The sequence below is a fragment of the Pseudoalteromonas sp. CnMc7-15 genome (assembly GCF_022347925.1).
GTDB lineage: Bacteria > Pseudomonadota > Gammaproteobacteria > Enterobacterales > Alteromonadaceae > Pseudoalteromonas > Pseudoalteromonas ruthenica.
Genome location: NZ_JAKRFT010000006.1, coordinates 184101 through 210399 on the forward strand (window position 1 = coordinate 184101; position 26299 = coordinate 210399).

Below are 26299 nucleotides of genomic sequence, written 5' to 3' on the forward strand. Positions count from 1 at the left end.
TATTAGCTTGGTTGTTGTGAACCGTGTTTCTCTGTGCTGTTGTTATGCTGGTATGCCCAATACATCAGCCCAGCACCCACGATAATCATTGGCAAGGATAAAATTTGCCCCATGGAAATAAAGTCTGCAAACAGGCCTAAATGAGCGTCAGGTTCACGGAAGTACTCAATGGCAAAACGGAATACCCCGTAACCGAGTAAAAACAATCCGGCGACACTGCCTGCTGGGCGTGGCTTGCGTATAAACCACTGCAAAATAAGAAACAGCACGAGGCCTTCAAAAAATGCCTCGTATAATTGTGAAGGGTGTCTTGGCTCAGGCCCGCCAGTAGGAAATACCATAGCCCAAGGCACATCAGATGCGCGCCCCCAAAGCTCGCCATTGATAAAGTTACCAATGCGCCCGGCCAGTAGTCCTAACGGCACCAAAGGCACCACAAAGTCGCCCACCGCCAAGATTGACTTACCTTTGGCTTTAGCGAACCACACAATCGCCGCGATCACGCCGAGGGTGCCTCCGTGAAAGGACATTCCGCCTTGGTCAATACGCAGTAAATACAATGGATTTTCGAGGAAATAGCTAAACTGATAAAACAGCACATAGCCCACACGTCCGCCGAGGATCACACCGAGCATGCCGTAAAACAGCAGATCGCTTACCTGCTCTTTGCTCCACCCTGAGCCAGGTTTTGCTGCTTGTCGGTTTGCCAGCCACAGAGCGAAAGCAAAGCCAATTAAATACATCAAGCCATACCAACGTACAGCCACCGGACCCACTTCAAAAATAATGGGGTCGATTTGCGGAAACTCTAAAGCCATAAATTCCAATGCCTAACTAAACACCATTCGCAAGGCGATCACCACCAATAGCACGGCGAAGATTTTCTTAATTTGCGATACTGGTAAAAAATGCGTTGCTCGCGCGCCAAAAGGAGCAGTGAACCAGGAGGTGACAACAATCCCCGCTAAAGCAGGTAAATACACAAAGCCCAAGAAGCCATCGCTTAAACTCTTCACTTGCCACCCGGAGGCAATGTAACCCAAGCAGCCAAACAGCGCAATGGCTATGCCACTGACTGCGGCGCAGCCAATGGCCTTTTTCATATCCACAGAAAAATAATTTAAAAGCGGCACCACAAGCGCGCCGCCGCCGATACCGATTAACCCGGATATGGCCCCAAGTACCGAGGTACTAGCAGCAACCACAGGACCTTTAGGCATAGCCCGAGTCTTCATTACTCTGCGCGTAGAGACAATCATACGCATCGCAATGAACATCACACAGACAGCAAATATGGTTTTCAATCCCTGTTGAGGTATATAACTTGCCATAAAGCCGCTTATCAGGGCGCCCAGTGAAACGCCTACAAGCACCCAAGGTGCAACTTGCCAGGGGACATTTTGGTTACGATGATGCGCCAAAGCAGAAGAGGTGGAGGTGAATAAAATCGAAGCCAAGGAGGTAGCAATGGCAATCACTAACACGTGCTCAACATCCGTGACATGAAAGTGCACCAATAACGCCGAAAGCGCCGGGACAATAAGTAAGCCGCCTCCTATTCCCAGTAATCCAGCTAAAAAGCCTACTACGCTGCCAAGCACTGTGCATAGCAAAAATAGCCATATCAGGTCAGCCATACCGCCCTTCTTATAAACTTTTCTTATAGCGCTAATATATCAGGTTATAAAGGCAATTTCACGACCACTTATTGATCACTCTTTTTGCGTATAAAGAAGCGCGCCAAGGTGGTTTTCGAGCATAAATTCACGCACCAAGCGATGCACTTTCTTTGCACTGGAAGCAGCCAAACATTGATGCAATAGCACCTCACAAGCGGCCAAGCCGACACGGCGGATCACCCACTTCACTTTGTGTAACGAGCTGAAGTTCATACTTAGGCTGTCAAACCCCATAGCAATAAGGAGCACCGCGCCTTCAGGCTCACCGGCAAGTTCACCACATAGGCTAAAGGGAAAGTTGGCGTTTTGGCATTGCTGGGCAATACCGTTTAAAGCTCGTAAAACTGCGGGATGATAAGGGTCAAAAAGCCCAGCCACTCTGGAGTTAGCTCTATCCACAGCTAACAGATACTGAGTTAAATCGTTACTGCCCACCGAACAAAAATCAACTTTGGCCGCTAACTCCTTGAGTAAATACATGCTCGAGGGCACCTCAATCATCACTCCCACTAGCGGCTTATCAATGTAGCTGAATTGATCCGGTGCATCTTGTTGCAACTCATAATAAGCGCGTTCCATCAGCGCAGACGCGTCATCGACCTCCCCGATATCACTTATCATCGGCAACATAATACGTAGATTACCTAAGCCAGTATTGGCCTTGATCATGGCTTTCAGTTGATCGAGGAAAAGCTCCGGATGATCCAAACTTACGCGAATACCGCGCCACCCTAAGAACGGATTTTCCTCGTCAATATCGAAATAATCCAGTGCCTTATCACCGCCAATATCCAGTGTACGCATAGTAACTGGCGCAGGATGGTAGCTGCTGAGTACTTGGCGATACCACACCTCTTGCTCATGCTGAGACGGAAATGTCCCCTTTTGCATAAACCAAGACTCAGTACGGTACAGCCCAACACCATCGCAATATCGGGCACTATTGAGCTCACTGCCTAAATCTAAGCCAGCGTTAAGCAACAAGTCGATGCTTTTCCCGTCTGCGGTTTTCGCCTCAAGATGGTGCTCAGACTCAAACTGGTCATGTAATTTTGCATCGTGATGCTGTACTTGTGCGTACTCTTGCTTAAGAGCCTCGCTAGGACATAAATAGACGCGCCCCGCATAAGCATCAACAATCAATTCCTTTTGGTCAAACTGCAATAGAGGAATATCATTGATGCCCCACACGGTGGGAATGTTCATCGCCTTGGTAAGAATAGAGGCATGGGAGTTCGCCGCACCATGGACGCTGACCACCCCTTTGAGTTTTTCTTTGGGAACCTGAGCTAGCATAGCTGGGGTTAATGTGTGCGCCACCAAAATTGTATCGTCTGGATACACCTTGGTGGCCTTCTCAGTATTTAATAGGTGGTGCAGAACCCGTAAACCAATGTCTTTAACATCAACAGCGCGCTCCTTTATATAAGGATCTTGCATAGCATTGAATTGCTGCACTAGACGCTCAATAACCCGCTTCAGCGCACTTTTGGCGCACCACCCATCGGCTATTTCTAATTCAACATCGCGTCCTAAGCTCTTCGCATCAAGAAGCTGTAAATACACTTCAAAGACAGCCACAGCCTCATCGGGAAGGTGCCCTTGCATCGACGTTGCCAGGGTGCTGAACTCTTTGTGGGTGGCGGCTACCGCCTGGAAAAATAGCTGCTTTTGTTTGAGTTTGTTAGGCTCTTTGCGCATTTCAACCGACGAAAAGTCAACTTTAGGCAACACCACATAGGCCTGCCCCAAAGCGATACCCGGCGAGCCGGATATGCCTTTAAGAGTTGTGGAGCGCTGGCTTTGCCCATCTTGGTTGAGCAAGGTTTGCAGTTGTGCGTCGGCCAACTGAGGCGCTAGCTGAGCAGAAAGAGTAATTAAAAATGACTCTTCATCTTCACTGAATACCCGCGCAGCCTGCTGCTGCACGACAATAACACCGAGCACGCGGCGTTGATGCACAATAGGTACAGAAAGAAAGGCATTGTACTGATCTTCTTGCACTAAATCGGAGGTGACAAAGCGCGGGTGCGATTTGGCATAAGCCAAATTAATAGGTTCTTCACGCTGCGCCACTAAGCCCACCAAGCCTTCAGTAAAACCGACTCGAAACTGACCCACAGCACCAGGATTGAGGCCATCGGTAGCCATTAAGACGAAGTTATCTTTACTGTAATCAGCGAAGTAAATTGAGCAACACTCGGTGCGCATCGCTTTTTTTACTTGCGATACAAATACCACCAATGCGCTTTCCAAACTCGGTTGCTGAGCAACTTGCTCGACGATGGTGCGCATGGTGGCTAACATGGTGTTCTCCTATCGGCGTTGGCGCCACTGCCCTTGCGGCTGTGACTCCTTGCGATTAAAAGGCATAGCAACCGGCGCAAACTCTTTCATTACCCGGCGGTATACGTCGCGTTTAAAGGCCACGACCTGACGCACAGGATACCAATAACTCACCCAACGCCAGTCATCAAACTCAGGGTGGTGAGTTTTAAGTAAATCTACGTCTTCATCTTTGCACTTTAATTTTAGCAAGAACCATTTTTGTTTTTGGCCAATACACACAGGTGTGGAATCTCTGCGGATCAACCGCTTCGGTAACTTATAACGCAACCAATGTCTAGAACTTGCCAGTATCTCTACATCTTCAGGGAGTAAGCCAACCTCCTCGTGTAATTCACGATACATGGTTTGCTCGGGCGTTTCCCCATCGTCTACGCCACCTTGCGGGAATTGCCAAGAATGCTGTCCGTAACGACGAGCCCAAAAGACTTGGCCTTGGTTATTACAAATTACGATTCCGACATTGGCACGAAAACCTTCGGCATCAATCACCTTAGTGCCTCATTTGTAAGTCGATTTTTATCGATTGTTCCATAATCCCTAAAGCACAGCAAATATTATTCGCACTAAACACCAACTTACTCACAAGTTGTGCATAACTTTTAAAAAACAAGGGTAAAAATAGAACAAATCCACAATTGATAATCATAAAAAGGTGTTTCTCCACAGATTCTGTGGATAAATATGTTTATAGGACTGTATTTTGTGGATTAAAACAACAGCACATTATTAAAGCCCGAGAGGAAAAATGGAAAATGTCTTTATTTTTCATAATGTTATTTTTCGACAAGGACTTATAAAGCGATGTTATTTTAACCACTGAAAACATGTTCAAAATAACACCAACTAAGGCACTTGCTAGCAATACTTAGCCGAGATAGTAAGGTGACGCATTCTCCGCTACGCAAGAGTTTGCTAACATAGCGATTGAAATACTCTAGAGACAAAGACATGAACGCACCGCCACAAACCCTTAGTCAACTGCAACAACGGGTCGATGCTATAGCAGGTAAAACGCTGGGACAATTGGCAGGTGAGCTGGGCTTTAAAACACCGCAAGACTTGCTGCGTGAAAAAGGCTGGGTTGGTCAGCTTATTGAACTTGCGTTAGGAGCCAGTGCTGGCTCACTGCCCGAACCCGACTTTGTGTCATTAGGTGTCGAACTGAAAACGCTGCCCATCTCGCAAAAAGGTTTGCCACTGGAGACGACCTTTGTCAGTGTCGCCCCCTTAACCAATCTACAAGGGCTGACCTTTGAACAAAGCACAGTGTACAAGAAGCTTAATCACGTACTGTGGCTGCCAATACTGGCCGAACGTGATATCGCAGTAATCGACAGAGTCATTGGCAGTGGCTTTTTGTGGCGTCCCAATGAGCAACAGTTTGCACAGCTTAAACGTGATTGGGAGGAGCTCACCGAGCTGATTGCATTGGGGAAAATAGAAACGCTCAACGGCCATTATGGCGAAGTATTGCAACTGCGTCCTAAAGCAGCAAACAGCCAAGCGTTAACCGACGCCATTGGCCCACAAGGCAAAACAATTCAAACTCTGCCCCGTGGCTTTTACCTTAAAACCCATTTTACGAGACAGATTCTAGCCAACCATTTCGCCTTATAAACCCAGTCTGTAACGGACTAACTAGCGCCGATTTAGGTATCAATCATAGCCTTTTATCACTGCCTGCCCTTGTGGATACCAATGCAATTGTTCGTAGGGCTTTTGCGCTATCGCTGCTAATCGACTACCTAAATCGCCAACATGCGCTTCTAACTTGTGACCATCAGGGTCTAGGAAATACAAAGAGTTTCCTTCACTGCTATTTTCCTGCCAAAAACACACATCAGCGGCGGTTAATCGCTGTTGCAATTCACAAAAACGGTTTGGCTCCACCGTTAGAGCAATATGGGAGTAATCTTGCGCTGGTTGGGGTCGGCCAACATTAAGGCATAGCCACAGTTCTTGGTTTTGCAGGTAAGCACCTTGGCGCCAACGCACTAACGGAGTGAAACATAGCAGCTCGGAGTAAAACTGTAACGAACGCCGCAAATCATGCACCGTCAAAGTAAGATGATTGATGCCTAGCAACATCAGTTTTAGTACTTAAGCAACACTTTCGCACAGAGCTCGCTGAAATGCTGGTGCAAATAATGGCGCGCTAAGGTGCTCTCTTTCTCTGCAATGACAATGTGCAGTAGCACCATAGCTATCACTGCACTGGCGAGCGCAGCCTCAGTGCCAATCAACACGCCTAGTATCACCGAGGGTAATAGCGCCAAGACAATTAACAACCAGCGTATCGCCCATTTTACCGGGTGCACTGCCCGAAACTCTTTATAGGCCTGTTCCACGACCTGACTACGCTCATCGGTATTAAGCGTGTCTAATTCTGGACATCCGAGAAAATAAAGTACTGTCACCCTGCCCTCCTTGAGCGTTACCAATGCAGATACAGCGACTGTTCCGATTTAGACTCATAGTGACACAACAATGAAAGGTAAACAATATTAACAACAGGTTAATTTAACTATTAAAAACAATTAATAACACTTACTTTACTGGCAACTGAAAAGTAATTCCCTTATAACATGAAGGTGGCCCCAAAAGAGGGCTAACGGACTATTAAGGAGATAATAATGAAATTAGGATTGCTTTTGGCAGGATGTGCAGTGGTGCTATTAAGTGGTTGCGCTGGCCAAACTAATGAAGGACAAACCGCTAATAATGACGGCCTGATTTGTGAGTTGAAAAGGCCGACTGGCTCGAACATACCCAAGCGCGTCTGTATGACTGCTGAAGAAAAAGCAGCACAAGAAAAAGCAGGTCAAGATTACGTAAAACGTGAGCTCAATCGCGGTACAACCAACAGCCTTCAATAACCTTCGTATTAGTGGTGCTATTTAACCACAAGCCAAGCTTTTAAGTGCTTGATAATACCAGCAATAAAAAAACCGCAGCTGAGCTGCGGTTTTTTTGTTCAACAACTGGTTATTGACCTTTGATTTCCGAGCGACCTTTATATACCGCTTTATCACCCAGTTGCTGCTCAATACGTAGCAACTGGTTGTACTTAGCGACACGGTCAGAGCGACACAATGAACCCGTCTTAATTTGACCGGCTGCTGTGCCTACTGCCAAATCAGCGATGGTGGCGTCTTCAGTTTCACCACTGCGGTGTGAAATAACCGCTGTGAAGCCCGCATCTTGCGCCATTTTGATCGCATCCAAGGTTTCAGACAGAGAACCAATTTGGTTAAACTTGATAAGAATCGAGTTACCAATGCTTTCATCAATACCGCGCTTTAAGATTTTCGTGTTTGTTACGAATAAATCATCGCCGACCAATTGCACCTTATCGCCAATTTTGTCAGTCAGAATTTTCCAGCCGTCCCAGTCACTCTCATCCAAGCCATCTTCAATAGAGATGATTGGATAGCGCGCCGCCAAGTCAGCCAAGAAATCTGCAAACCCAGCAGAATCAAACTCTTTGCCTTCACCTTTAAGGTCATATTTACCATCGTGGTAAAACTCTGACGCAGCACAATCAAGCGCCAAGGTCACGTCTTTGTTGAGCTCATAACCGGCAGCTTTAACCGCTTCAGCGATCACTTCCAGAGCTTCTTCGTTCGACTTCAGATCAGGGGCAAAACCACCTTCATCACCCACCGCAGTATTTAAGCCGCGAGCACTGAGTACTTTCTTCAAGCTATGGAAAATTTCCGCGCCCATGCGCAGCGCTTCACGGAAGCTAGATGCGCCTACTGGCTGAACCATAAACTCTTGAATATCAACGTTGTTATCGGCGTGTTCACCACCGTTAAGAATGTTCATCATCGGCACAGGCATAGAGTAGTTACCTGAGGTGCCATTGATATCAGCGATATGTTCGAACAGCTCTACGCCCTTTTCTTGAGCGGCTGCTTTAGCATTCGCTAAAGACACAGCCAAAATCGCGTTTGCACCTAGTTTTTCTTTGTTTTCAGTGCCATCTAGCTCTAACATCACCGCATCTATAGCGCGTTGTTCAAGGGCATTTTGACCTTTTAATGCGGTGGCAATTTCGTTGTTTACGTAACCGACTGCGGTTAGCACACCTTTGCCTAGGTAACGTGCTTTGTCGCCGTCGCGCAGCTCCAATGCTTCTCGCGTACCGGTTGATGCACCTGATGGAGCACAGGCACGACCCCATGCACCACTGGCTAGGTGAACCTCAGCTTCAACAGTTGGGTTACCTCGTGAGTCCATCACTTCACGGCCGATCACTTTAACAATTTCTGACATCTTGCTTGATTCCTCTTGTCCCAAGTGTAAAACGAAAAAGCCGTGCATGAGCACGGCTTTATCTGACAATTACGAAGATTGTTTCTGGAAGCTGTTTGCTGCTGCCACGAAACCTTCAAATAGTGGGTGACCATCGCGTGGTGTTGAGGTGAATTCCGGGTGGAATTGCGCCGCAATAAACCATGGATGATCTTCATTTTCGATGATTTCCACCAGCTTTTTATCTTCGGAGAGACCGGTGAATTTCAGACCCGCTTGCTCAAGTTGTTCAACATAATTGTTGTTTACTTCGTAGCGGTGGCGGTGACGCTCAACCACTTGGTCACTGCCGTACACCTCGCGTACTTTTGAACCCTCTTTAAGGTGACATAACTGCGCGCCTAAACGCATAGTGCCGCCTAAATCAGAGTCTGCATCACGCATTTCAACATTACCGTCTTTATCCAGCCACTCGGTGATAAGGCCAACCACCGGATGCGCAGAGCCGGCATCAAATTCGGTTGAGTTCGCCCCTTCTAGGCCAGCAACGTTGCGTGCGTATTCAATCAATGCGACTTGCATCCCCAAACAAATACCTAGGTAAGGCACCTTGTTTTCACGAGCATACTGCGCTGTGCGAATTTTGCCTTCAATACCTCGGCCGCCAAAGCCACCCGGTACGAGGATAGCGTCTAAGCCGTGCAGTAATTCAACGCCTTTGCTCTCAATATCCTGGGAGTCAACATACTGGATATTAACAGTTAAGCGATTCTTCAAACCGGCATGTTTAAGGGCTTCATTCACCGATTTATAAGCATCAGGAAGCTCAATATACTTACCGACCATACCTATGGTCACTTCCCCAATTGGGTTCGACTCTTGATACAGTACTTGTTCCCACTCAGACAGATCCGCTTCTGGGCAATCTAAGTAAAAACGGCGACAAATAATATTGTCTAAATCTTGCGACTTTAATAACGCCGGAATTTTGTAAATGCTGTCGACGTCTTGCAGTGAGATAACCGCTTTTTCTTCAACATTGGTGAATAGTGCTATTTTAGCGCGCTCGTTGGCCGGCAATTTACACGCCGAACGGCATACCAGCACATCAGGCTGAATACCGATGGAACGAAGCTCTTTCACCGAGTGCTGCGTAGGCTTGGTTTTCACTTCTCCTGCCGGGCCTAAGAAAGGCACTAGAGTTAAGTGCATGAACAGCGCATTTTCACGTCCAAGCTCGGTACCAAGCTGACGGATTGCTTCTAAGAAAGGTTGTGATTCAATATCACCAACCGTGCCGCCGATTTCCACGATGGCCACATCATGCCCTTCTGCGCCTTCAATCACACGGCGTTTGATATCGTTAGTGATATGTGGAATAACCTGAATGGTGGCGCCTAGGTACTCACCACGGCGCTCACGGCGCAACACATCTTCGTATACGCGTCCTTGAGTGAAGTTGTTGCGGCTGGTCATTTTGGTGCGGATAAAGCGCTCGTAGTGACCTAGGTCAAGGTCTGTTTCAGCCCCGTCTTCGGTAACAAACACTTCACCGTGTTGAATCGGGCTCATAGTGCCCGGGTCAACGTTGATATAAGGATCCAGCTTTAAGATGGTCACCTTTAAGCCACGTGCTTCTAAAATAGCGGCCAAAGACGCTGCGGCAATACCTTTACCCAACGAGGAAACCACCCCGCCCGTAACGAAGATAAATTTTGTACTCATGCGAACCCTAAGATATCAGGAAATGGATTAAATAGAATCAAGACGGGGCGATAGTATAGCAAAGCCACCTTCGCCAATCCAGTTTAAATTGGCCTACGGGTGCGGCCTTACTCTTGTGATTTGACCTTTTGCCACGCTGCTTCCATTTGCGCTAATGAGGCGTCCTTAAGGCTGTGCTGCTGCTCATTGATGTGTACTTCCACTTGGTTGAATCGCTTAGTGAATTTTCGATTGGCTTGGCGCAGTAACTGCTCAGGGTCACGACCAAGATGGCGAGCGACATTAACGGTGGCAAACAGCAAATCACCAATTTCTTCAGCACTGTGATCGCTGTGTGGATCAATGTTGATGGCCTCACGCACTTCCTCGACCTCTTCATTCACCTTATCCAAAGCGCCGCTAATGCAGGGCCAATCAAAGCCCACACTGGCGACCCGCTTTTGAATTTTGTGAGCCGCACTGAGCGCTGGAAGATTGCTGGGAATATCGTCTAGAAGCTGCTTTTGCCCTTGCGCTTGGCGCTGCTGATGCTTGCGCTGCTCCCAATTTCCGGGCTCGGCTTCATCGGCAAAAATATGACCATGACGCTGCTTGAGCTTACGATTTAAACCACTGACGATGTCTTCAAAATCAAACAGCTGCTGTTCTTTTCCCAGTTGCGCATAAAAAATCACCTGAAATAACAGGTCGCCAAGCTCGGCTTTAAGGGCAGTAAAATCACCACGCTCTATGGTGTCGGCGACCTCATAGGCTTCCTCAATAGTGTGCGGCACTATGGTGTGAAAATCTTGCCCCAAATCCCATTCGCAACCCGACTCAGGACAGCGCAGCTTGGCCATAATCGCCAATAGTTCATCAACAGAGCCCATTAGCTAGCTCCAACTCGGTTGGCATCGTACACGCCATCAATTTGCAGTAACTTCGTTAGCAGTCGATTGGTGCTGCTTAGGTCTGAGACCGCGATCTTCATCGAAAATATCGCCAGTTGCTTCTCATCAATAGTATTCACATTCATGCTCATCACATTGACCTTCTCATTGGCGAGCACCGCGCTGATATCGCGAATTAACCCTTGGCGATCGTTGGCCTCGACCTTAATTGACAGAGCAAAGTCTTGGCTGGTTTTTTGCGACCAACTGACCTCCACAATGCGCTCGGGGTGACGCTCTTGTAGCTGCGCAAATTGCTCACAGTCACTGCGATGCACCGCGATGCCTCGACCCTGAGTAATATAGCCACAAATGCTATCGCCCGGCACCGGCTCACAGCAGCCCGCCATATGGCTCATCAGCGAACCAACGCCATCAACCACGATGCCATTTTTATCGCCTTTGTGATTACCTCGGTGCGGCTTGAACTTGATTTGTGGTTCGCTTTCACCTTTGTTTTGCACAAAGTTAAGCAGCTGATTTAGACGCACATCACCGGCACCGATAGCGACCAAGAGGTCATCAAGAGCTGAGAAATTAAAACGCTTAATCGCCGGCTCGAGGTCTTTGTAGTGAATATCGAGCTTTTGCAGCTCGCCATCGAGAATATCCTTACCAGCTTGTAAGTTTTTGTCTCGATCTAGCTGCTTAAACCAGTGGTGGATCTTCGAACGTGCTCGTGAGGAGCGGATATACCCTAAGCTAGGATTAAGCCAATCACGGCTCGGATTGGGCTCTTTTTGGGTAAGAATCTCGACCTGATCACCAGTTTGTAACTGGTAGGTGAAAGGCACAATCTTGCCAAATACCTTAGCGCCAACACAACGATGACCAACGTTGGAATGAATGTAATAGGCAAAATCCAAGGGGGTTGCCCCATGGGGTAAATCGAAAATATCGCCGCGCGGGGTGAACACGTAGACCCGGTCTTCGACCACCTGGTTTTTCAATTCATCCGCTAGGTCGGTGCCATCCACGACATCTTCTTGCCACTGCAGAATCTTCTGCAACCAATTAATTTTTTGCTCGTAACCCGAGTCCCGACCAGGCAGTGCACCTTCTTTATACATCCAATGTGCCGCCACACCTAGCTCCGCATCCTCATGCATTTGCTGGGTACGGATCTGAATTTCTACGGTTTTTCCTTCCGGCCCGAAGACCACGGTATGAATGGATTGATAGCCGTTCGGTTTGGGTGTGGCAACATAATCGTCAAACTCTTTGGGTAAATGACGCCAACTGGTGTGTACGATACCCAAGGCACCGTAACAATCTTGAATTTCATCGACGATGATGCGCATGGCACGAATGTCGAATAATTGATCAAACTCGTAGTTCTTTTTGCTCATTTTCTTAAAAATACTGAAAATGTGCTTCGGGCGGCCATATACCTGCGCCTGAATTCCCGCTTGGGTAAGCTTGTCTTCTACCTGCTTGACCATATCGCGCATATACGCTTCACGGTCTAAGCGCTTCTCTTCAAGCAATTTAGCAATGCGTTTGTAGGTTTGTGGATGCAAATAGCGAAAAGCTAAATCTTCTAGCTCCCACTTTAACTGACCAATACCAAGACGGTTTGCAAGAGGGGCAAAAATATTAGCGGTTTCTTTGGCTGCAATTACGCGCTCTTCTTCTTCGGCATTTTTCACTTCACGCAAATAGCAAACCTGCTGCGCGAGTTTAATCACCACCGCGCGAACGTCTTCCACCATTGCCAACAGCATGCGGCGAATTTTATCCACCTGCACTTGGCCGCTGCCAGCATGAGCCAAAGTGCTGATGGTTGCCATTTGCTCCACCCCTTTGAGTAACAGACCCACGTCTTTGTTGAAGGTGTTGCGAGTGTCTTCAATATCTATACAACCAGCAAGGAAATAGGGCGTTAGGTAGGCCGTCGCCAATGAATTGGCGTCCAGGTTTAACTGCGCCAAAATTTCTACCATCTCTAAGGCAAGACGGTCATGCTCGGCGCACTGGCGCTCACCACAATAGTCGGCGGCCGCTTTCACTAACGCATGTTTGTCATCGCTCAGAGCTAGTTGATTTAGCGCCGTATCAAAGCTCTCTATCTGTGCTGTACGGTGTGATTGTCTGGTTGCCACCATGGCCGCAACTACCCCCGTTCGAATAAGGCCATTGTTTCAATATGCCCGGTATGTGGGAACATATTCATTATCCCAAGCTTAGTTAGCTGGTGTCCGCTGGCGAGTATAATTTTACTGTCTCTGGCCAGAGTAACGGGATCGCACGACACGTACAAGATACGTTTAAACTGATTGCACGGTAATTGCGCAAGCACCGCCTCAGCACCAGTACGAGATGGATCGAGGATCAACACATCAAGTTCACTTGAAAACCACTGTGCTTGCGCTAATGGCTGCGTGAGGTCACTGCAATAAAAATCACAGTTATCAATGCCATTATGCTGAGCATTGTCGCGCGCATGAGAGACGGCCGATTCAACTCCTTCGACACCCGTAACATGCTGTGCTTGCATGGCCGCTAACAACGAGAAATTGCCCACCCCACAAAACAAATCCAATACCCGCTCATGCGCCGCTAAATTAAGCCATGACATGGCTTGCGTAAGCATTTTGTCGTTGACCTCGGCATTTACTTGAATGAAATTTTGCAAACCAAAGCCAAGGCGGAGCTGACTACTTTCCAGCTCATAGTAAGTGCTAGGCAAGCTCTGCTGCGCTTCACTTTGCCAAACAAGTTGCCAATTGTGTTGTTGCGCCTGCGCGTTTATATCTTCGCGCAGTGCTTGCGCTATTGTTTTAGTGTGGCGTACAACAATGAAATTATGTTCTTTGGCACTCACCAACTGTAAATGGGTAATACAGCGCAAAGCACGATGCGCACCAATAACATCACGAAAGAAGTCAAAGACACCCATAAACCCTGCATCAAGCACCGGGCAAGCAACAATATTAGTGATCTGTTTTGATCCCTGCTGGCGAAAACCTACTTTGATGGTCTCTTGCTTATTATCACAATATACGCTTACCCGGGCACTACGACGATAATGCCAAGGTGAGCTATCAATGGGACTCTGCCATGGCAATGAACTGAGCCCAGTGAACTTATGAAATAACGCCGCTAACGATTTTTGTTTTTCAGCCAACTGTGCACTTGTCTCGAGGTGCTGCAAGTTACAACCACCACAGTGCTGGTAGTGTTGGCACTTTGGCTCCACTCGTTCAGCACTGGGGCTTAATACTTTCACACAGCGTGCTTCAGCGTAATTCTTTTTATCGCTGAGTATTTCTGCTTTGACTTGCTCCGATCCGAGCGCCCCAGCAACAAAGATCACTTTACCTTTATCTTTGGCGACACCGCGACCATGGTGGTCGAGCCCGGATATCGACAAGGTACGAAAGCGCTGACTGACTGATTTTTTTGTGGGCTTAAAGAACTTCGCCATTGACTACCCTAATTAACATTGCGAAAGGCCTGTGAAAGCTATAACCTAAACCTATCACAGACAAAAAATATGGTTGATTATGAACCGATTAGGCCTGCGGGACTCGGTATTGATCCTGACCTTGGTGCCTACTGTGGTGATTGGTCTGTTACTTGGCGGTTATTTTACTATAAATCGCTACCTTGAGCTGGATGAATTTCTTATCGAGCAAGGTAATACGATCATCGAGCCCTTAAGTATAGCGCTGGAAAACCCATTGGCGAACAACGACCAAGGCGCACTTGAGCGCATCGCCAGGCATATTCATAACAAACACTCACCTCTTATTAAGTCCGTTGCTATTTTCGATAGCAACGATGAACTGGTGTTGGCCAGCAACTTACACCGTGAGTTTGCGCGTTTAACCCAAGTACCGACGCTTGATAATAAAACCAGTAGCAAAACCACCCGAGAAGGCGATTTCCTGGTTATCTACCATGGCATACTTGACCCCAATGCGCCGAGTCATCAGCCTTTTAAAACTAATGGCATTGTCATGGTGCAATTTAATCGCCAAGTTGCGGTAGTCGAGCAGCAAAAGGCGGTGCTGATCAGTGCTGCGGTCATTCTGCTAGCCATTGGCTTTGCCGTGGTGATATCGATTCGTTTGAGCCGTATGATCACTCAGCCACTGTCGCGTTTAGTTCAAGCAACCCAAGAAGTCGCTCATGGGAAAGAGGCTGATAATATTCAAAAGCCAATGCAGGGCGAGCTCGAACAGCTGCGCCAAGGGTTACTGCATATTAACCAGCATATGGCCGAAGAAAAGGATGAGATGCAGCGTCATATTGACCAAGCCACTGCTGATTATCAAGAAACCCTCGAGCAGTATGAGATGCAAAACATCCAGCTCAATATCGCCAAACGTGATGCATTGGCTGCCAACCAAGTTAAATCAGACTTCTTAGCGAAAATGAGTCATGAACTGCGTACCCCACTGAACGGAGTCATCGGATTTGCCCGCCAGCTTTATAAAACGCCACTGAATAAAAACCAAAAAGATTACCTCGATACCATTGAGCTCTCAGCGAATAGCCTGTTGACAATCATCAGTGACATTCTCGATTTTTCTAAGCTTGAAGCTGGCGCCATGGAACTGGAAAGCATTCAATTCCAAATCCGTGATGCCGTTAATGAAGTGCTCACCTTATTAGCCCCCGGCGCTCATGAGAAGAACCTGGAGTTGTCTATTCACGTAAACCCAAACGTGCCCGATCACCTTGTTGGCGACCCCACACGCTTTCGGCAAATACTGACTAACTTAGTCAGTAATGCCATTAAATTTACCGAACACGGCGAAGTCAATATTGATATTAGTAGCCGGTTGTTGAACGACGAACGTGTCTCATTGTTAATATCTGTTAAGGATACGGGTGTGGGCATTGCCATGGACAAGCAAGACACTTTGTTTACGCCCTTTGGCCAAGCCGACTCTTCCATTACCCGAAAATTTGGCGGCACAGGCCTCGGCCTTATCATTACCAAACATTTAGTCGAGGCTATGGGCGGTCGCATCACTCTGAACTCGGCTCCCGGCAAGGGCACCTGTTTTACCTTCAACGCCGTGTTCAAAGTACCTGAACATCACTTTGAACTTGACCTGCCTTGTGCTTCGTTGGTCAACAAGCGGGTGCTGTATTTCGAGCAGAACGAACACAGTTATATGGCAACCAGCAGTATTTTGGCGGCTTGGGGCGTGCATTTAACCGGGTGCCGCACCATAGAAGAGCTCGAGCAGGCTGCTAGTAACGCATTCAACTACGATATCTGTGTGCTTGGTGACCCCGGCGGCGCAGAGTCCATGGCCAGAATGAAGCAGCTCATTGCCATTGCTCGTCAATGCAGTGACTACCTCTACTTGTTACTCAACACAGTGTCACATAATATGCGTGAGGCACTCGTTGGCAGTGGTGCCGATGGGTGTCTTAGTAAGCCAATTAACCATCGCAAATTCTGCGAAATGTTGGCCGCGCCATTTCGCTTGGATCACCCAACTATTCACACTCACGACCATCATACGACCCGTTTGCCACTCAAAGCCTTGGTGGTCGATGACAATGATGCCAACCTAAAACTGATCTGTGCCTTACTCGAAGAACAAGTGGAGAGTTTAGATACCGCACATAACGGCGCGCAAGCGGTCGAAGTATGTAAAAGCCATCGTTACGACTTAATTTTTATGGACATTCAAATGCCGATTATGGATGGCATTACCGCGTGTAAACTAATCTTAGAGTCATCTCTGAATGAAGATACCCCGATTATTGCGGTCACTGCCCATGCCTTAGATGGTGAAAAGGAGCAGTTAAAACATGTCGGCTTTGCCAGTTACCTTACTAAGCCGTTAGATGAGGATATGCTCAGCGATGCTCTATTGCATTATGCCCCCAATGACAAGCTTGCTCGTGAGCGCGTCAGTGCTAAACCGCCACTAAGCGAGCCCCCCTTTATCAGCGACAGTTTAAATTGGGAGCTGGCATTGCAACGTGCCGGTGGCAAGGAAGATTTGGCCCAAGAGATGCTGAATATGTTGCTATTAAGTATTCCTGAAACACTGAACCTTATCGAAGAGGCGATGGCAAAAGATGATCATGAACGTTTACTGTCGATAATCCACAAGTTTCATGGTGCTTGTTGCTATACCGGCGTGCCTAAGTTGAAAAAGCTCGCCGAGCTGATTGAAACTGCAATGAAAGAAAAAGCCAGCATTAATGATATTGAGCCCGAGCTTTTAGAGCTACAAGACGAGTTGAGCAATCTAATGGCTGACGCCGGTTTAGAGAAAAGCAGCTCATCTTGACTGTACTGATACGTGAAGGCAGTGCATTAAGCATTGCCTTGCACTTGTCGCCAGTGCTTTATCCTTGGTACTAATGCCTGCCAATGATGGTGCAGATAGCGACGATAACAAAGCGAGTACAGATACAGTAACGCCCGCCTTAGCGGTGTGCGTGCGCTAAGTACATGCGCTTTGACTGCGCTGATAAGCCACTGCTCATCAAAACCACTCCAGTGCCCAGCAGGTGATAATAAGTTTCGCCACAGCACTGGGGCGACTTCATAATGTAAAATAAAGGCAAGTTCATTGAGACTGTAAGGTGAGTGCGCACAGCACCGGGCGATAGCATCATAGTGATCACTCACTGCAGTATCTAAAAACAATTCCGACAGCGCCAGCCAAACAGGTGCCCTGTTATCGAGATCGGTTGAGGCGCTGCGCATGTTATGTTTACTTCAGCAACTGCAAAGCACTCATACCACCGAGCTGGGCAGCACCAGTGCTTAGGGTCTAATTACGCCCGCGCTTCTAACATCAAGCGCTTCATGTCACGAACCGCTTTTTCCATGCCATCAATGGCCGCACGAGCAATAACGGCGTGACCAATATTAAGCTCATAGATTTCTTCCATCGCGGCAATTGGCTTCACATTATGATAGTGCAAGCCATGTCCTGCATTGACGATGAGCCCTTGATTATGAGCATAACGCACACCTTCACGAATAATTTCTAGTTCCTTCGCTTGTTGCTGGTCATTCTCGGCATCGGCATAGGCTCCGGTGTGAATTTCAATATAGGGTGCCGCCGCTTTCACACTGGCATCAATTTGCGCTTTATCGGCATCAATAAATAGACTGACTTTGATACCCGCAGCCGTGAGTCGTTTAACCGCGTCGGCAACTTTATCGAATTGACCGACCACATCAAGCCCCCCTTCGGTGGTGAGCTCCTCACGCTTTTCTGGTACTAGGCATACAAACGCGGGTTGTACCTCAAGGGCAATGGCCAGCATCTGTTCAGTCACCGCCATTTCTAAGTTCATACGGGTTTGAATGGTGTCTTTCATCACATACACATCGCGGTCTTGAATATGACGACGGTCTTCGCGCAGGTGGATAGTAATGCCATCAGCGCCCGCATGCTCAGCGATTGCTGCGCCATGGGCAGGGTCAGGGTAACGAGTGCCGCGCGCCTGGCGCAAGGTGGCGATATGATCAACGTTAATGCCTAATAGAATTTCTTTCATTGCTGCCTTACCTTGATTTAAATAATTCTCTGCTTTTCAATGGCTTACTGCCTAGCAAGGGTTTAAGTAGAAAGCGACAAAAATGCTTCGCCGCCTGTTGAATTTCAGGATCTGTAAACTCACGCGCAGCCATTGCAAGCACTTGCTTACCGCTAAAACCATAGCCATATTTAGGCTGTTGTTGCATCACCCACCCTTGCTCTGGATAGTAGTCATAATGACAATCAGCGCTGATTTCTTTACCGGTATTATCGTATTCAAAATCAACACCATACCCCAAACTTTCCAATAAAGTGAGCTCGTAATAGCGTAAGCTCGCTGCCATGTGGTTAGTGGCCGCCAAGGCCTTGAGCTGCGCTTGATAAAGGTCGTACACCTGCTCCAGCGGCTCGTTCAAAGGTACGATACGCACGGCCAACTCGTTCATGTAAAAACCACAATATAGTTTGTCACCAATCAAAGCGGGGTGTGAGCCTGATAGTTCGAAATGCTGCAAATACTTAAGATCGCCGCCGCCTTGATAGCGTATGAGCAAAGGTTGGAAAGGCTGTAACTGAGCCTTATGTTTTACGGCGTGTTTACCACTGAGGCGCACGATCATGCGCATCATACCACGGTGTTGTACTAAAAAATCAGCGAGCCACTGCGAGTCACTAATGGCTCGACGATGAAGTAAAAAGGCACGGTCAAAACCGGCTTCCATCGGCGTTTAATCTTCGCCATAACCTAAGCTGCGCAGTGCTCTCTCGTCATCTGCCCAACCTGATTTGACCTTCACCCAAAGCTCTAAAAACACTTTATTATCGAGCATATGCTCAAGGTCTTTACGTGCTTCTCGGCCGATAGTTTTTAACTTTTCACCTTTGTTACCGATCACCATACGTTTTTGTGTTTCACGCTCAACAAGGATCAGTGCATTAATATGCCATACACCATTGTCTTGCCACTTAAACTGTTCAATCTCTACAGTAACCGAGTAAGGCAGCTCATCACCCATAAAGCGCATCAGCTTTTCACGCACTACTTCAGCCGCTAAAAACCGCATTGAGCGATCGGTAATATAATCTTCTGGAAAGTAGAACTCACTTTCTGGCAAGCGAGCGCGTACCTCTTTTTTGATCAAATCAAGATTGCGGTTGTGTTTTGCCGATACTGGAATAATGCCAGCAAAATCGCCTTTCTCACTGAGCCACTTAATGTGCGGCAAAATCAAGTTGTTGTCTTTAACTTGATCGGTCTTATTGATCACGACCAACACCGGGGTTTTGCCGCCACTGACTTTGCTGAGTACCATTTCATCATCATCAGTCCAATGCGTCCCCTCAACAACAAAAATCACCAATTCAACATCACCTATTGAGCTTGATGCTGCGCGGTTCATTAGCCGGTTGATAGCACGTTTTTCCTCTACGTGTAAGCCAGGTGTGTCAACGTAAACCGTTTGGTAATTATCTTCGGTGTGGATACCCATAATGCGATGGCGCGTGGTCTGTGGCTTACGCGAGGTAATACTGACCTTTTGCTCAACAATTTTATTAAGCAAGGTCGATTTTCCTACATTGGGGCGGCCAACAATGGCGACCATACCGCAATGGGTAGTTGTTTGCATATCAGCTGTCATTCTTTAACATCTTTAAGGCTTTTTCCGCCGCTTTTTGCTCTGCTTTACGGCGTGAACTGCCTACAGAAATAATGCTGTCCATGCCTTCAACAATACATTCAACCGTGAATGTTTGATTGTGCGCTTGACCTTTCGTATCAATCACAGTGTAGCCCGGCAAGGGGAGTTTGCGCGCCTGTAAAAACTCTTGCAGTAGAGTTTTTGGATCTTTTTGATTCATTCCTGGGGAAATTGACTCAAGGCGAGTAGCATACCAGCTTAGTACTAGGTCACGGCAGGTATCGATATCGGAGTCTAAGAACACCGCACCGATGATCGCTTCTACCGCATCAGCTAATGTAGACTCACGGCGATAACCGCCGCTTTTTAGCTCACCGGGTCCCAAGCGCAGGTAATCACCCAATTCAAATTCAACGCCAAATTCGGCAAGTGTTTGCCCACGAACCAAGGTCGAGCGCATACGGCTTAAATCGCCCTCTCGCGCTTTAGGAAACTTGTGGTACAACGCATCGGCAATAACAAAGCTAAGGATAGAGTCACCTAAGAACTCCAGGCGCTCGTTATGCTGGCCTTTGTGGCTGCGGTGTGTAAGGGCTTGCTCTAGTAAGTTTTGCTCACTAAAGGTATAACCAATTTTTTTATAAAGTTCTGCTACGTTTTTCTTCATTGTTACTGAATATTACCTAGGCGTTCGAATCGTACGCCGGTTGGAACCCAACTTGGAAGCGCGCTATCTGGTTCATGTTCAAATTCAAAACTCATCCAAATAAACACGGCCTTACCGACAAGGTTAGCCTCAGGTACAAACCCCCAAGCGCGTCCATCTTGACTGTTATCGCGATTGTCACCCATCATAAAATAATGGCCTTCGGGAACAATCCATTCATCAATTTTTGATCCCTGCTGGCGATAATATTTGCTCTTAAATTCAGGCAACGTTGGATTAATCAGAATGTCATGCTCAACTTCACCCAAACTCTCTTGCAGCCGCACCAGCGATTGTCCTCTGAGCGAGAACTCATCCTTATTGATGATCTCTAGCGCAATTTTATTATATTCGCCACATTGCAATGCACCTTGAGTACGCTCACCCTCGGCGCAGTTTGGTTTGATATACAGCTGCTTATTGCGATACACAATGGCATCGCCAGGCAGCCCAATGACACGTTTAATAAAGTCTAATTTAGGATCTGGTGGAAACTTAAATACCGCAATATCTCCGCGCTCCGGCTTGCCGGTCTCAATAAGTTCACTGCGCCAGACCGGGTCTTTAACGCCGTAAGAGTATTTCTGTACGAGGATAAAGTCCCCCACCAAAAGGGTCGGCATCATTGACCCCGATGGAATTTGGAAGGGTTCAAAAATGAAAGAGCGAAACACCGTAATGATAGCGATCATTGGGAAAATCGACTTAGCATGCTCGGTAAGCACAGGCTCAGGTGCGATTTCTTGCTTCAACTCTTCATCAAGTTCTTTACCCGCCGCCCCTTCAGCTAGGGCTATACGCTCTTTACGTTTAGGTGCATATACAAGATGGTCAACCAACCAAATTAACCCAGAACCAAGGGTTAATAACACCAAAAATATGGAGAAATATCCGGCCATCAGAGGCATTTCCTTTTGTTATTATTTGCCAACTTTTAAAATTGCTAAGAAGGCATCTTGTGGCACTTCCACATTGCCAAGCTGCTTCATACGCTTTTTACCTTCTTTTTGCTTCTGCAAGAGCTTTTTCTTACGGCTCACGTCGCCACCATAACATTTAGCGATTACGTTTTTACGCAACTGCTTAACTGTCGAGCGGGCAATAACATGATTGCCAATAGCCGCTTGAATTGCGATATCAAACATCTGCCTTGGGATAAGTTCGCGCAGTGCTTCTGCAAGCTCACGGCCTCGCCCTTGAGCATTATTGCGGTGACAAATCATCGCTAGGGCATCAACACGGTCGCCGTTAATAAGAATATCGACCCGCACCATGTCTGAGGTACGGAATTCTTTAAAGTTATAATCCAGAGAGGCAAAACCACGGCTGGTCGACTTCAACTTATCGAAGAAATCCATCACCACTTCGGCCATCGGCAGTTCGTATGTGATAGCCACTTGATTACCATGATAATTCATACGCGTTTGCACGCCGCGCTTATCAACACACAAAGTAATAACGCTGCCTAAGTATTCTTGTGGCACAAGAATATTGGCCTCAACAATAGGCTCGCGAATTTCAAGAATATCGTTTACAGCAGGCAACTGCGATGGATTATCAATCTGAATCGTGCCGTCTTTGGTCTCAACCTCATAGATTACCGTAGGCGCGGTTGTAATGAGGTCAATATCATATTCACGCTCTAAGCGTTCTTGGATGATTTCCATGTGCAACATGCCCAAGAAGCCACAACGGAAACCAAAACCTAATGCGGTTGAGTTTTCCGGTTCGAAAAACAGCGATGCATCATTGAGACTGAGCTTATCAAGAGCATCACGAAATGCCTCGTATTGATCCGAAGAAATCGGGAACATGCCTGCATATACCTGTGGCTTAACGCGCTGGAAGCCAGGTAAACGCTCTTGTGCTGAGTTTTTCGCCAAGGTAATCGTATCACCGACTGGCGCACCATGGATTTCTTTAATACCGGCGATTACAAAGCCTACTTCGCCCGTTTTCAGTGTGCCAGTATTAGTTTGTTTAGGGGTAAAGATACCCACCTTGTCAGCAATATGAACTTGCTCGTTCGACATGATTTTAATCTTGTCGCCCGTTTTCAGCTCGCCTTGAACAATGCGCACCAAAGACACAACGCCTTGATAAGGGTCAAACCACGAGTCGACAATAAGTGCTTTAAGAGGCCCGTCGGTGTCGCCCTGCGGTGGCGGGATATCGCGAACGATACGCTCTAGCACATCGTCGATACCAATTCCTGTTTTTGCACTGCACTGCACGGCATCAGTGGCATCAATCCCGACAATGTCCTCTATTTCTTCGGCAACACGCAGTGGATCTGCTTGTGGTAGGTCTATTTTATTAAGAATAGGCACCACTTCTAAGTCCATTTCAATGGCAGTGTAACAGTTGGCTAAGGTTTGTGCTTCGACACCCTGGCCAGCATCAACAACAAGCAACGCGCCTTCACAGGCCGCAAGAGAACGCGATACTTCATAGGAGAAGTCAACGTGCCCTGGGGTGTCGATAAAATTAAGCTGATAAGTTTCACCGTCTTTGGCGGTGTAATTCAAGGTTACACTTTGCGCTTTGATGGTAATACCACGCTCACGCTCGAGGTCCATTGAATCCAGAACTTGCTGCTGCATTTCGCGGTCGGTTAACCCGCCACATACTTGGATCAAACGATCGGAAAGGGTCGATTTACCATGGTCGATATGGGCGATAATCGAAAAGTTACGGATATGCTTCATAAATTGGATTCTGACTTCTTAAACTTGAGCTCGTGTAAATAAAGGCCCGATTTTACCTTTAATTGACGCTAATCACCAACTCTTTGCGAAATAGGTAGGCTCAAAGGGTAAATTTTTAATACTTTTACATCATGAACAACCTGTGCAAGACGTTGTTTTGCCAGGACAAAGCCAACGAAACCGGCCACCACAGCAGTGCCAATTTGTGCCAGTTCGCCTAAGCCTAAAACACTTTGTACAAGCACGGCGCTTACCAATGCCGCCAACAATGGCCAGATATAAACAACAAACGAACTGCTGACAATGTGGGAGTCATCCAAAGCTAACTTCACTTTTTGCCCCACAACAACAGGTTCAGAAAATTGATACGGGAAGGTCTTTTTGTCGGTTTTGAATAACTTGGCAAAGATTTGCGCGCCACATTTACCGTTGCACCCTGCACAAGCTGGCTTTTGTTCGCTTTTTAAAAAGGCGGTATCCCCTTTCACTGATACCACCGTTAGGGTTTGCTCGATCATAATCTACAGAGGACGCTGGACAGATTCGGCAATGTTTTTCGCCGTTGCCGTCGGGATATTTCCTATCACCGAAACATCGTAAGCTCCGGCATTATGAATATACACGGTAGTTGCTCCCGAGGTCAGTGCACCGCTAGGACGCTGACTAGCTAGAGGCCGCTGCACAAACACCGAGACATCAACTAAGCCGTCAGAATAAAGGTAGTAATCGGCCAGCTCATTATTCATGTTCAGTTTATGGCGGTCGGCTTTAAGCAGTTCAAACCCTTGCGGCAGCCATCCGATACTCCAGCTGCTTTCACCGCTTTGCCCATCTAGTTTCGGCAGCGGCGTGGGAAATTCACGTTGACTGATTTCCACCAGCTCCGGAGCAGGTTGCTCGGTCACACTGATATGGCTTAACTGTAACTGCTCTAGCAACTCACCACTGTGATTCACATAAGCGGATTTAAGCAATAACGAGGTCTCAGTATCCAACCACAACCAGTAGTTGTACTTATCTTGGTCTTTCGCCTCGATGCGAATTTGCTGTGCCGGTCGCCCAGCGATACGTCCTTTATTTCCAAGCACAAAGCGGTAGTTGCTTTGCAACTTATCAATATCGCTAAATAAGACTTCGGGAATAGGCCCAGCGATGGTATTAGTAGCGATTGAATATGGCTGATTTTGCGGCTCGTAATAGGTGACCTGATCATCAACTCGCACCATTTCCAAGCCGGCACCATTTAACAGCGTAAGAAGCTCTAACTCCTGCTCTTGATAAATACCATGGCTCCAACGATAAGGCTCCATGGCACGGTCTTTGACGACCACGAAAGAAGCAACAAAGTTGCGCTGCTTAACGGCCGTAGCCATGTTATCCAACCACTGTTTAGCGGTCATCTCGGACATGGCCAACGCAGGAGTCAGCCACAGACTAAAAAGCGCAACATACAGGTACTTCATTACTTGTTACTGATCCTTTTTACTTTGTGACTCGTCGTTAGCAGCGATGCGCGCCGCTTCACGGGTTTGTCGCTGGTGCTCCATAACAAGCGCACCAATACGCTGCTTCTGCAATTCTCTTAAACCACGCTCGGCGTTATCAAGCGCCGGCTCCGAAGAATAACTTACCGGCGATGCGGAACCTAAAAATGGCTGCGATTGCAAAGGTGGCAAGTCGCTTTGCTCTGAACCAGAAGTGCCATATTGTTGCACACCCACTACAGCAACCACAGCAACACTTGCGGCAATCGCTGTTTGGGCGATACCACGCCACCATCCACCAGATATAACCTGAGCGCTTTGCTGTGATGCGGCCGGCTGTTGTTGTGCTTGTTGTTGGCCGAATTCAGCATGGACAGGTTCGTTTTCTAATTGCTTAGCAACCGAAGCGGCAATATCTAATTGAATTGAAGGCGCGGTCTCTGAGCGCATCGCGTCGCCAATTAGGCTGTAGCGGGCTAAGGTTTGCGAATCAATATCGTCAGTTTGGACATCGTCCAAAGACACTTCGTTGTCAACCAAAGCAGAGACAAACGCCTTATCCTGCTCACTACACTTTGCTTTAGTCATATTAAGACTCACCTATTAACGGAGTTAACTTATTATCTATCGCTTCTCGGGCACGAAATATACGCGAACGTACCGTACCCACAGGGCAATCCATCACCGCAGCGATTTCCTCGTAGCTCATCCCCTCTAGCTCCCGCAGAGTGATGGCTGTTTTTAAATCTTCTGGTAGCTTATCTATGGTTGCAAAAATAACGTCTCTGACCTCGTCACTCAGAAGCAAATTCTCGGGCGTTGAATTTGAGCGCAATAAATCAGCGCCCTCGTAAAACTCTGCTTCGTCTGCATCTACATCATTCGCAGGCGGCCGACGACCCTGTGCTACTAAGTAATTTTTCGCACAGTTCACCGCGATACGGTATAACCAAGTATAAAACGCACTGTCGCCCCGAAAGTTAGGCAGGGCCCGGTAGGCTTTAATAAACGCCTCCTGAGCTACATCTGCAACATCACCTTGATTGGCAACGTAACGAGAAATCAATCCTGCAACCTTATTCTGATATTTGGTGACCAACAGGTTATAAGCATTTTTATCTCCTTGTTGAACCTTTCTTACCAGCGCTAAATCCAAATCCTGCTCGCTCATTCGAGCCGGTACTCCTCTGCGTTGTCGTGCTTTTCTTGCTGCATCTTTGCTACCAAATACACTGTGTCTGACCTGAGTAAAATGAAAAAGTTCGCGCTTGGGCAAATATTTTTGCATTGGCAAGCAACTAAAGTCGTGTGACACCCGTAAATATGATACATATAGAGCCACGTAGGTAT

General features: G+C 47.4%; 25 protein-coding genes. 3 read left to right on the forward strand and 22 right to left on the reverse strand.

What is annotated here, in order from left to right; translation table 11 throughout:
* Positions 1 to 2: 2 nt before the first annotated feature.
* The 4 genes from lgt to rppH all read right to left on the reverse strand — a co-directional run bounded on the left by lgt (position 3) and on the right by rppH (position 4517).
* The gene (gene lgt, locus MHM95_RS15585; protein WP_022944081.1) at positions 3 to 818 is read right to left on the reverse strand and encodes a prolipoprotein diacylglyceryl transferase; all 816 of its coding nucleotides are present in this window, start codon (positions 816 to 818) and stop codon (positions 3 to 5) included.
* A 12-nt stretch (positions 819 to 830) separates the two neighbouring features.
* Positions 831 to 1637, reverse strand: a complete 807-nt coding sequence (locus tag MHM95_RS15590) for a sulfite exporter TauE/SafE family protein (protein ID WP_022944082.1) — start codon at positions 1635 to 1637, stop codon at positions 831 to 833.
* 75 nt (positions 1638 to 1712) lie between these two features.
* Positions 1713 to 3986, reverse strand: a complete 2274-nt coding sequence (gene ptsP / locus MHM95_RS15595; RefSeq protein ID WP_151172375.1) for a phosphoenolpyruvate--protein phosphotransferase — start codon at positions 3984 to 3986, stop codon at positions 1713 to 1715.
* Between the two features lie 9 nt (positions 3987 to 3995).
* The gene (gene rppH / locus MHM95_RS15600; RefSeq protein ID WP_022944084.1) at positions 3996 to 4517 is read right to left on the reverse strand and encodes an RNA pyrophosphohydrolase; all 522 of its coding nucleotides are present in this window, start codon (positions 4515 to 4517) and stop codon (positions 3996 to 3998) included.
* 459 nt (positions 4518 to 4976) lie between these two features.
* Between rppH and mutH the strand changes: the two genes are divergently transcribed.
* Positions 4977 to 5645 (forward strand): DNA mismatch repair endonuclease MutH, encoded by a 669-nt coding sequence (gene mutH / locus MHM95_RS15605; RefSeq protein ID WP_045978562.1) that lies wholly within the window; start codon positions 4977 to 4979, stop codon positions 5643 to 5645.
* Between the two features lie 39 nt (positions 5646 to 5684).
* Here the strand turns inward: mutH and MHM95_RS15610 are convergent, their stop codons facing one another.
* Positions 5685 to 6116, reverse strand: coding sequence for a fosfomycin resistance glutathione transferase (locus MHM95_RS15610; protein WP_239385721.1), 432 nt, complete (start codon positions 6114 to 6116; stop codon positions 5685 to 5687).
* Between the two features lie 5 nt (positions 6117 to 6121).
* Positions 6122 to 6445: a hypothetical protein gene (locus MHM95_RS15615; RefSeq protein ID WP_022944087.1), complete on the reverse strand. Its 324-nt coding sequence runs from the start codon at positions 6443 to 6445 to the stop codon at positions 6122 to 6124.
* A 216-nt stretch (positions 6446 to 6661) separates the two neighbouring features.
* Between MHM95_RS15615 and MHM95_RS15620 the strand changes: the two genes are divergently transcribed.
* Positions 6662 to 6904: a hypothetical protein gene (locus tag MHM95_RS15620; protein ID WP_239385722.1), complete on the forward strand. Its 243-nt coding sequence runs from the start codon at positions 6662 to 6664 to the stop codon at positions 6902 to 6904.
* 109 nt (positions 6905 to 7013) lie between these two features.
* On the opposite strand, the gene eno is transcribed toward MHM95_RS15620, so the two are convergent.
* The 5 genes from eno to rlmD all read right to left on the reverse strand — a co-directional run bounded on the left by eno (position 7014) and on the right by rlmD (position 14366).
* The gene (eno, locus tag MHM95_RS15625; protein WP_045978620.1) at positions 7014 to 8306 is read right to left on the reverse strand and encodes a phosphopyruvate hydratase; all 1293 of its coding nucleotides are present in this window, start codon (positions 8304 to 8306) and stop codon (positions 7014 to 7016) included.
* 69 nt (positions 8307 to 8375) lie between these two features.
* Positions 8376 to 10010, reverse strand: coding sequence for a CTP synthase (locus MHM95_RS15630; protein WP_022944090.1), 1635 nt, complete (start codon positions 10008 to 10010; stop codon positions 8376 to 8378).
* Positions 10011 to 10117: 107 nt separating this feature from the next.
* Positions 10118 to 10879: a nucleoside triphosphate pyrophosphohydrolase gene (gene mazG / locus MHM95_RS15635; protein WP_239385723.1), complete on the reverse strand. Its 762-nt coding sequence runs from the start codon at positions 10877 to 10879 to the stop codon at positions 10118 to 10120.
* The gene (gene relA / locus MHM95_RS15640) at positions 10879 to 13044 is read right to left on the reverse strand and encodes a GTP diphosphokinase (RefSeq protein ID WP_239385724.1); all 2166 of its coding nucleotides are present in this window, start codon (positions 13042 to 13044) and stop codon (positions 10879 to 10881) included. Before relA ends, mazG begins: the two co-directional genes overlap by 1 nt.
* Before the next feature lie 8 nt (positions 13045 to 13052).
* A complete protein-coding gene (gene rlmD / locus MHM95_RS15645) occupies positions 13053 to 14366 on the reverse strand; it encodes a 23S rRNA (uracil(1939)-C(5))-methyltransferase RlmD (RefSeq protein ID WP_239385725.1) in 1314 nt (437 codons plus the stop codon).
* 79 nt (positions 14367 to 14445) lie between these two features.
* On the opposite strand from rlmD, the gene barA reads away from it, so the two are divergent.
* The gene (gene barA, locus MHM95_RS15650) at positions 14446 to 17205 is read left to right on the forward strand and encodes a two-component sensor histidine kinase BarA (RefSeq protein ID WP_235419859.1); all 2760 of its coding nucleotides are present in this window, start codon (positions 14446 to 14448) and stop codon (positions 17203 to 17205) included.
* A 26-nt stretch (positions 17206 to 17231) separates the two neighbouring features.
* On the opposite strand, the gene MHM95_RS15655 is transcribed toward barA, so the two are convergent.
* The 11 genes from MHM95_RS15655 to rpoE all read right to left on the reverse strand — a co-directional run bounded on the left by MHM95_RS15655 (position 17232) and on the right by rpoE (position 26120).
* Positions 17232 to 17627: a hypothetical protein gene (locus MHM95_RS15655; protein WP_239385726.1), complete on the reverse strand. Its 396-nt coding sequence runs from the start codon at positions 17625 to 17627 to the stop codon at positions 17232 to 17234.
* Positions 17628 to 17698: 71 nt separating this feature from the next.
* Positions 17699 to 18430: a pyridoxine 5'-phosphate synthase gene (gene pdxJ / locus MHM95_RS15660; RefSeq protein ID WP_022944096.1), complete on the reverse strand. Its 732-nt coding sequence runs from the start codon at positions 18428 to 18430 to the stop codon at positions 17699 to 17701.
* A 7-nt stretch (positions 18431 to 18437) separates the two neighbouring features.
* Complete coding sequence (gene recO, locus MHM95_RS15665; RefSeq protein ID WP_239385727.1) at positions 18438 to 19133, reverse strand: DNA repair protein RecO; 696 nt, start codon at positions 19131 to 19133, stop codon at positions 18438 to 18440.
* A 6-nt stretch (positions 19134 to 19139) separates the two neighbouring features.
* On the reverse strand, positions 19140 to 20039 hold the full coding sequence (gene era / locus MHM95_RS15670; RefSeq protein WP_138547680.1) for a GTPase Era: 900 nt from the start codon (positions 20037 to 20039) through the stop codon (positions 19140 to 19142).
* A gap of 1 nt (position 20040) precedes the next feature.
* Entirely contained in the window at positions 20041 to 20718 is a 678-nt protein-coding gene (gene rnc / locus MHM95_RS15675) for a ribonuclease III (protein ID WP_022944099.1), read from the reverse strand.
* A gap of 2 nt (positions 20719 to 20720) precedes the next feature.
* Positions 20721 to 21656 (reverse strand): signal peptidase I, encoded by a 936-nt coding sequence (lepB, locus tag MHM95_RS15680; protein WP_022944100.1) that lies wholly within the window; start codon positions 21654 to 21656, stop codon positions 20721 to 20723.
* 21 nt (positions 21657 to 21677) lie between these two features.
* A complete protein-coding gene (lepA, locus tag MHM95_RS15685) occupies positions 21678 to 23465 on the reverse strand; it encodes a translation elongation factor 4 (RefSeq protein WP_239385728.1) in 1788 nt (595 codons plus the stop codon).
* Positions 23466 to 23533: 68 nt separating this feature from the next.
* A complete protein-coding gene (locus MHM95_RS15690) occupies positions 23534 to 23983 on the reverse strand; it encodes a SoxR reducing system RseC family protein (RefSeq protein ID WP_239385729.1) in 450 nt (149 codons plus the stop codon).
* A 3-nt stretch (positions 23984 to 23986) separates the two neighbouring features.
* Positions 23987 to 24874: a MucB/RseB C-terminal domain-containing protein gene (locus MHM95_RS15695; RefSeq protein WP_231658110.1), complete on the reverse strand. Its 888-nt coding sequence runs from the start codon at positions 24872 to 24874 to the stop codon at positions 23987 to 23989.
* A 60-nt stretch (positions 24875 to 24934) separates the two neighbouring features.
* On the reverse strand, positions 24935 to 25537 hold the full coding sequence (locus MHM95_RS15700; RefSeq protein ID WP_239385730.1) for an RseA family anti-sigma factor: 603 nt from the start codon (positions 25535 to 25537) through the stop codon (positions 24935 to 24937).
* A gap of 1 nt (position 25538) precedes the next feature.
* On the reverse strand, positions 25539 to 26120 hold the full coding sequence (rpoE, locus tag MHM95_RS15705; RefSeq protein ID WP_022944105.1) for an RNA polymerase sigma factor RpoE: 582 nt from the start codon (positions 26118 to 26120) through the stop codon (positions 25539 to 25541).
* Positions 26121 to 26299: the final 179 nt, after the last annotated feature.

What these genes read in the sequence shown, in the direction of transcription:
- mazG (WP_239385723.1), bottom strand. Translation starts at nt 10,879, where the DNA reads ATGGGCTCTGTTGATGAACTATTGGCGATTATGGCCAAGCTGCGCTGT.
- MHM95_RS15690 (WP_239385729.1), bottom strand. Translation starts at nt 23,983, where the DNA reads ATGATCGAGCAAACCCTAACGGTGGTATCAGTGAAAGGGGATACCGCC.
- lepB (WP_022944100.1), bottom strand. Translation starts at nt 21,656, where the DNA reads ATGGCCGGATATTTCTCCATATTTTTGGTGTTATTAACCCTTGGTTCT.
- MHM95_RS15695 (WP_231658110.1), bottom strand. Translation starts at nt 24,874, where the DNA reads ATGTCCGAGATGACCGCTAAACAGTGGTTGGATAACATGGCTACGGCC.
- ptsP (WP_151172375.1), bottom strand. Translation starts at nt 3,986, where the DNA reads ATGTTAGCCACCATGCGCACCATCGTCGAGCAAGTTGCTCAGCAACCG.
- rpoE (WP_022944105.1), bottom strand. Translation starts at nt 26,120, where the DNA reads ATGAGCGAGCAGGATTTGGATTTAGCGCTGGTAAGAAAGGTTCAACAA.
- MHM95_RS15590 (WP_022944082.1), bottom strand. Translation starts at nt 1,637, where the DNA reads ATGGCTGACCTGATATGGCTATTTTTGCTATGCACAGTGCTTGGCAGC.
- barA (WP_235419859.1), top strand. Translation starts at nt 14,446, where the DNA reads ATGAACCGATTAGGCCTGCGGGACTCGGTATTGATCCTGACCTTGGTG.
- era (WP_138547680.1), bottom strand. Translation starts at nt 20,039, where the DNA reads ATGCAAACAACTACCCATTGCGGTATGGTCGCCATTGTTGGCCGCCCC.
- MHM95_RS15700 (WP_239385730.1), bottom strand. Translation starts at nt 25,537, where the DNA reads ATGACTAAAGCAAAGTGTAGTGAGCAGGATAAGGCGTTTGTCTCTGCT.
- eno (WP_045978620.1), bottom strand. Translation starts at nt 8,306, where the DNA reads ATGTCAGAAATTGTTAAAGTGATCGGCCGTGAAGTGATGGACTCACGA.
- rnc (WP_022944099.1), bottom strand. Translation starts at nt 20,718, where the DNA reads ATGAAGAAAAACGTAGCAGAACTTTATAAAAAAATTGGTTATACCTTT.
- MHM95_RS15630 (WP_022944090.1), bottom strand. Translation starts at nt 10,010, where the DNA reads ATGAGTACAAAATTTATCTTCGTTACGGGCGGGGTGGTTTCCTCGTTG.
- mutH (WP_045978562.1), top strand. Translation starts at nt 4,977, where the DNA reads ATGAACGCACCGCCACAAACCCTTAGTCAACTGCAACAACGGGTCGAT.
- MHM95_RS15620 (WP_239385722.1), top strand. Translation starts at nt 6,662, where the DNA reads ATGAAATTAGGATTGCTTTTGGCAGGATGTGCAGTGGTGCTATTAAGT.
- pdxJ (WP_022944096.1), bottom strand. Translation starts at nt 18,430, where the DNA reads ATGAAAGAAATTCTATTAGGCATTAACGTTGATCATATCGCCACCTTG.
- recO (WP_239385727.1), bottom strand. Translation starts at nt 19,133, where the DNA reads ATGGAAGCCGGTTTTGACCGTGCCTTTTTACTTCATCGTCGAGCCATT.
- rlmD (WP_239385725.1), bottom strand. Translation starts at nt 14,366, where the DNA reads ATGGCGAAGTTCTTTAAGCCCACAAAAAAATCAGTCAGTCAGCGCTTT.
- MHM95_RS15610 (WP_239385721.1), bottom strand. Translation starts at nt 6,116, where the DNA reads ATGTTGCTAGGCATCAATCATCTTACTTTGACGGTGCATGATTTGCGG.
- relA (WP_239385724.1), bottom strand. Translation starts at nt 13,044, where the DNA reads ATGGTGGCAACCAGACAATCACACCGTACAGCACAGATAGAGAGCTTT.
- MHM95_RS15655 (WP_239385726.1), bottom strand. Translation starts at nt 17,627, where the DNA reads ATGCGCAGCGCCTCAACCGATCTCGATAACAGGGCACCTGTTTGGCTG.
- lepA (WP_239385728.1), bottom strand. Translation starts at nt 23,465, where the DNA reads ATGAAGCATATCCGTAACTTTTCGATTATCGCCCATATCGACCATGGT.
- lgt (WP_022944081.1), bottom strand. Translation starts at nt 818, where the DNA reads ATGGCTTTAGAGTTTCCGCAAATCGACCCCATTATTTTTGAAGTGGGT.